Origin of the sequence: Pricia sp. (assembly GCF_041745955.1) — a bacterium.
GTDB lineage: Bacteria > Bacteroidota > Bacteroidia > Flavobacteriales > Flavobacteriaceae > Pricia.
Genome location: NZ_JBGTHY010000306.1, coordinates 1 through 5536, shown reverse-complemented (window position 1 = coordinate 5536; position 5536 = coordinate 1). Strand labels below are relative to the sequence as shown.

The 5536-nt window shown below is 45.5% G+C and carries 5 protein-coding genes; all 5 read left to right on the top strand.

The features are described from left to right. Positions 1-396: cupin domain-containing protein (locus tag ACEW8S_RS11180; RefSeq protein WP_373518237.1), on the top strand; the 396-nt coding region annotated here is incomplete at its 5' end. Between the two features lie 974 nt (positions 397-1370). Beyond that, complete coding sequence (locus ACEW8S_RS11175; RefSeq protein ID WP_373518236.1) at positions 1371-1523, top strand: hypothetical protein; 153 nt, start codon at positions 1371-1373, stop codon at positions 1521-1523. Between the two features lie 164 nt (positions 1524-1687). Next, positions 1688-2455: a CDP-alcohol phosphatidyltransferase family protein gene (locus ACEW8S_RS11170; protein WP_373518235.1), complete on the top strand. Its 768-nt coding sequence runs from the start codon at positions 1688-1690 to the stop codon at positions 2453-2455. A gap of 564 nt (positions 2456-3019) precedes the next feature. After that, on the top strand, positions 3020-4396 hold the full coding sequence (locus ACEW8S_RS11165) for an amidohydrolase family protein (protein ID WP_373518234.1): 1377 nt from the start codon (positions 3020-3022) through the stop codon (positions 4394-4396). 154 nt (positions 4397-4550) lie between these two features. Next, the coding region (locus tag ACEW8S_RS11160) for a WD40/YVTN/BNR-like repeat-containing protein (RefSeq protein WP_373518233.1) at positions 4551-5536 on the top strand (986 nt) is incomplete at its 3' end.

Sequence of the window (5536 nt, the reverse complement as noted above, 5' to 3'; positions counted from 1 at the left end):
GGGGCAAAAACTAAAATCATGAAAATCAGAAAAGAAGACATTCCCATTACCATGCAAGCTCCCAACACCATTATGCGCGCCATTACGGATTGCGGGGGTATGACCTTAGGTTTTAACGAATTGCCAAAAGGCACCGATTTTACGCCCTTGTTACAGGGGTTGGACAACGACAGCTGCCATTGCCCACATTGGGGCTATGTACTTGAGGGAAAGATAAAGCTCATTTACGATACCGGAAAAGAGGAAACGGTCGGCGCGGGCGAGGTCTATTATTGGCCCGCTGGCCATACGGCAATCGTTCAGGAAGATGTTAAACTGCTGGAATTCAGTCCTACAAAAGAACTTAAGGAGGTCATGGCACATGTCGGCAAGAAAATGGCCGAAATGGGGGGATAGGGGCCGATAGCGCAAAAACTGCCCTATAGATCCTGCGGATAATAGCTATAGGCCGAAGAATTCCAAGTACCAAAATTGTCCGGATTTTTGGGGTTGCTAGCCCATATAGGCCTTGTTCCTTGAAAGCTGCGGAGTAATCCATAAACCCAAAAGCAATCATTTGCCGCTTATCATGGCAAGGGACTTTATTCCGTTTTTCCTTGCCTGTTCAAAAGTTTTTATCAAAATGGGAGAACTTCCGCTCACGCGCAAGTTCAGCACGAGATTTCCGGTATTGGCAAGCAACTTTAAATGCTATCGAAGATTTTCGTCAAAGGATAATCGTTGTGGAGGCCCGTACTAAAGCCGGTAAAGTCGTTGGGTAATTATCTCGACCTTTTTGCATTAGGAATAGGTGGCCCATTGACCATATCGGCGCAATGTGACTCGCTTTTTGCGCTTCCATCATCGTCAAAAATTAAAATGTACTTTTCTACGTAAACAGCATCTTGTACCTGTTCGAACAGGACATAACTACGGCGGGCGAAATACTGTCCGCCATTTGTTTTGCCCAGAGCGATGCTAAAGACGGGCGGTCAAACTGTCAACACCGCGAATATCAGTCCTGCTGATGCGCTAAGGGACGGATAATCGAGATTCGAATTTAATGCAATCCCATAATACGGCCGTTTTACGGAACGGTTCTCCCAGAGCCCAAATTCTTTCGCCGGAGTGTCCCATTTATGGTCTTTTTTAGTGGTTTCGTTATATACTCTTTTACGGGACACTCTGATTATGCTAGTAAACCCCAGATTCTCCACTTAAATTAAAAACCAAAATCACATGATCCATCAAGAATTATGGTAAGCGATTCACATAAACTAGCCCAAATTTATCGATAGGAAAAACAATTGGTTCGCCCAGCGGTTAAAAGAATTTGGGGCTACCAACGTGGGCATCATCCACACCAACGACTCAAAAACCGCCCGAAACTTTTGGGTATCGGTATCGATGAAGGTAAGGCCATAACTGTTAAAGGCAATGAATTTGAGGTCATTGGTGAAAGTAAGGTATTGATGTACGATGGTGACTTTTGGTCGCGTGAAGGGAGTGATCTGAAAACCCTTCCATCCAAAGAAAATCGGTGATATTTTTTACAGGATGGAGATCGATATCATCTCAGGGAACGAAAAGTGATGTCCAAACGATGATCTGTTAGTGAATTTAAGGTTATCTTTGTGTAAGGTTTTGGTGAAAGTACCGGTCATACGTGTTTCCGTTACCGGTTTTCCTTCCCAAAACTTTATCGACAATGTCCAAATTACCCAAAGCGCATCGATTTTTAGATCTGTCGGACTATGGCAGGCCGATGGCAAAAGTGATTGCCCATTCCCTTAAAAATACCGCGTTTACCCCCATTCATGTTACCATTGCCTTTGTGGTCAGTGGCTTGATGGCTGTTGCCTGTATCCTAAATCAGTTTTACTGGGCGACCGCCTTCTTTTTGATACTAAAATCGATTTTGGATGCCGCGGACGGGGAATTGGCCCGTCTTAAAAAAACACCCTCGTACACGGGTAGGTATCTGGATTCGGTTTCCGATATCATTTTGAACGCCCTGATCCTAATGACGATCTGGTATGTTACCAATGGATCGTTGTTCCAAACTTTTTTAGCGTTTTTCGGACTTCAGCTGCAAGGCACCCTTTACAACTATTATTATGTAATCTTACGGAACAAGCATAACGGAGACACTACCAGTCGCATTTTTGAGAATAAGGTACCCGCTGCCATGAAGGGCGAAAAACAAAGTAATGTCAACATCCTTTTTAGCTTGTACAGCCTCTTGTACGGTATATTCGATCGGATAATCTACCGCCTGGACCGCAAGGCCGTGGAAAGTCATAAGCTCCCGAATTGGCTAATGACTGCGGTCTCCACTTTTGGACTTGGATTTCAATTATTGATCATCGGGTCGATGCTGGCCACAGGCCTCGAGCAATGGATCGTTCCCTTTTTTATCGGTTATTCTTTTTTTATTCTGGTTTTTATAGGGATACGTAGACTTATCAATCGGTAATACTAAATCTACACTGTGGTATGGGAAAATTCGATTTACGCTAAAAAACGGGTTCAAGAGGTATTGGATGATGCGATAAAGAAATAAAATATATCAAAGTAGTTCTTCCCCACAAAGTACAACCTACGCAGTTATTCTCTCCAACGAAACTACTACAGTTCGACCGTAAAAATAATTTTCAATGCGTTCTCTTAGCACCATATCCGATATATTTGAATCTCAATCCAGATCCTTTTTTTCACAACAAAAACCCCGTAGCGTTCTCCCTTAAAAAATGCAGGGCTTTCGACATCTGGTTTTCTACGGTCTTGATGGAAATACCCATGGCAAACCACACAGTTCGGTATCGACGGAACACGCATTTTCAGTATGCTGAAGTTTAAGTTTTAGTTGGTTTATTTGCGTTGATTTGAACCCGATCCCGCAAGCTGTGGCGTCGGGTTCTTTTTTTTCCTATATTTATAGTGTCTTTAGATTTGTAATCGGCCGCGACCGCTACTTTAGGTCTTATCGGCAACTGTCAGGCCTCATCAGCAACTGTAATTAAAAATGAAACTGGAGAACATGAAAAAAACATTTTTTATCCTATCGATAAGCCTTCTGACCGCGTGCAACCAGGCTCAAGAAAAAGTTAGTCCGTCGGCTACCTTGATTTCAAATGCGAATATTGTCGATGTCCGATCAGGCAAAATACTGGAAAATCGTCAAGTTATCATCGATTCCGGAAAAATCAAGAGCATTTCGGAAACCCTCGAAAATGCCGATGCCTATCCCAATATAATAGATGCAAAGGGCAAATACCTGATGCCGGGGCTAGCGGAGATGCATGCCCACATTCCGTCACCGCCCACCGATGCCGAGCGTATCGGGGAAACCTTGTTTCTATATCTTTCCAACGGCATTACCACAATTCGGGGAATGTTGGGCGATCCGACCCATTTGGTTTTAAGGGAAAAAGCGAATACAGGGGAAATCCTGAGTCCGCGGATATTTACTTCCAGTCCCTCCCTGAACGGCAATTCCGTCAAAACGCCCGAGGAGGCGAAAGAAAAGATTACGGCCTATCAAAAAGAGGGATACGACTTTTTGAAGATACATCCGGGCATCCAATTGGAAGTCTTTGATGAGATCGTTAGAACGGCCAATGAGGTTGGTATTCCCTTTGCGGGACACGTGCCCGTTGACGTGGGTATTCGCCATGCGTTGGAAAGCAAATACAAGTCCGTAGACCATGTCGACGGATTTTTAGAGGGACTCGTTCCCGAATCCGCCAACGTAAAACCGACGGATAATGGATTTTTCGGATATAAATTTACGCCTTTGGCCGATACTTCTAAAATCGATGAACTGGTACAAATGGCCAAGGCCAACAAGGTCTGGATCGTACCTACCCAAAGCCTGTTCACCAAATGGTTCGCCCCTACCGACGCAATTGAAATGTTGGCCCTTCCCGAAATGAAATATATGCCCGCCTCCACCCTTGAGGATTGGAAACGGCGAAAAACGGAGTCGACCGGTGAAGGCACGGATTTTAACGAGGCCCAATGGCAACGGTTCGATACCATCCGGAAACAATTGATTAAGGCATTGAACGACAACGGTCACGGTATGCTGCTAGGCTCCGACGCACCCCAGCTTTTTAACGTACCTGGATTTTCCATCCATAAAGAAATACAGGATATGGCGGATGCCGGCATGACGAACATCGAGATTCTCCGAACCGGCACGCTAAACCCGGCAACCTATTTTGATAGGGAAGATACCTTTGGAGAAGTTAAGGAAGGTTTGGCGGCCGATCTCATTTTGATCGATGCGAATCCGTTAGAAAATATCGAGGCACTGAAACAGCTTTCAGGGGTTATGCGCCAGGGAAAATGGATGCCCAAGTCGGAAATTGATAAAAAATTGGCAAAAATCGCTGAAAACACTGGGCAAAACTGATGGCGAGTTTGGAAAAGTCCGCAAAAACAGGAAAATTGGTCACAACGCTATAACAATGACCGAACCGGTCAATACATCGGTTACCCATCTACCCAATTAAGATTTCCTCTAAAAGTTTTCAGTATATTTAGGCGATTAATAGACTCGAAACCCAATGACCAAAACAGTACTTTCTCTAGCGATCTTTCTCGTATCGTTCTCCCTATCCGCCCAAGAATTCAAAATGGATCTATTACAAGACCTTAAACCCCGCAACATAGGTCCGGGCGGTATGAGCGGTAGGGTTACGGCCATTGATGTGGTACATACCGATCCCGATGTCATGTTTGTGGGCACCGCTTCCGGCGGATTATGGAAGTCCACTTCCGGTGGCATAAAATGGGAGCCCATCTTCGACAAAGAAGTCACCGCTTCGATAGGCGCAGTGGCCGTTCAGCAGAGCAACCCCTCCGTACTCTGGGCGGGTACCGGCGAAGGCAACCCCAGAAATAGCCTTAACGGTGGTTATGGCATCTACAAATCACTGGATGGCGGTAAAAGCTGGAAAAGTATGGGACTGGAAAAGACGCGCCACATCCATAGGATAAAGATTGACCCGACTGATCCCAATACGGTATATGTCGGCGCCATCGGTTCCCCTTGGGGCGAGCATCCCGAACGTGGGGTCTTTAAGACTACGGATGGTGGGGTGACTTGGAAAAATATCCTATTTGTCAACGAAAAGACGGGAGCCGCCGATCTGATCATGGATCCGACGAATCCCAACAAACTCTTTGCCGCCATGTGGGAGCATCGTCGCTATCCGTGGTTTTTTGAATCGGGCGGGGAAGGCAGCGGACTCTATATGACGCATGATGGTGGTGAAAACTGGAAAGAAATCACAGAGGAAGACGGACTCCCCAAAGGTAATCTCGGCCGCATCGGGGTCGCCATTGCCGCAAACAGGCCTAATATCGTCTATGCTTTGGTGGAAGCTAAAAAGAACGCCCTTTACAAATCGGTGGACGGCGGCTTCAAATGGGAAAAAATTAACGATAAGGACGATATCGGCAACCGGCCGTTCTATTATTCCGAAATTTATGTGGATCCGCAGAACGAAAATAGGGTTTACTCCGTCTTTACCTATGTTAATGTATCCGA

What these genes read in the sequence shown, in the direction of transcription:
- ACEW8S_RS11170 (WP_373518235.1), top strand. Translation starts at nt 1,688, where the DNA reads ATGTCCAAATTACCCAAAGCGCATCGATTTTTAGATCTGTCGGACTAT.
- ACEW8S_RS11165 (WP_373518234.1), top strand. Translation starts at nt 3,020, where the DNA reads ATGAAAAAAACATTTTTTATCCTATCGATAAGCCTTCTGACCGCGTGC.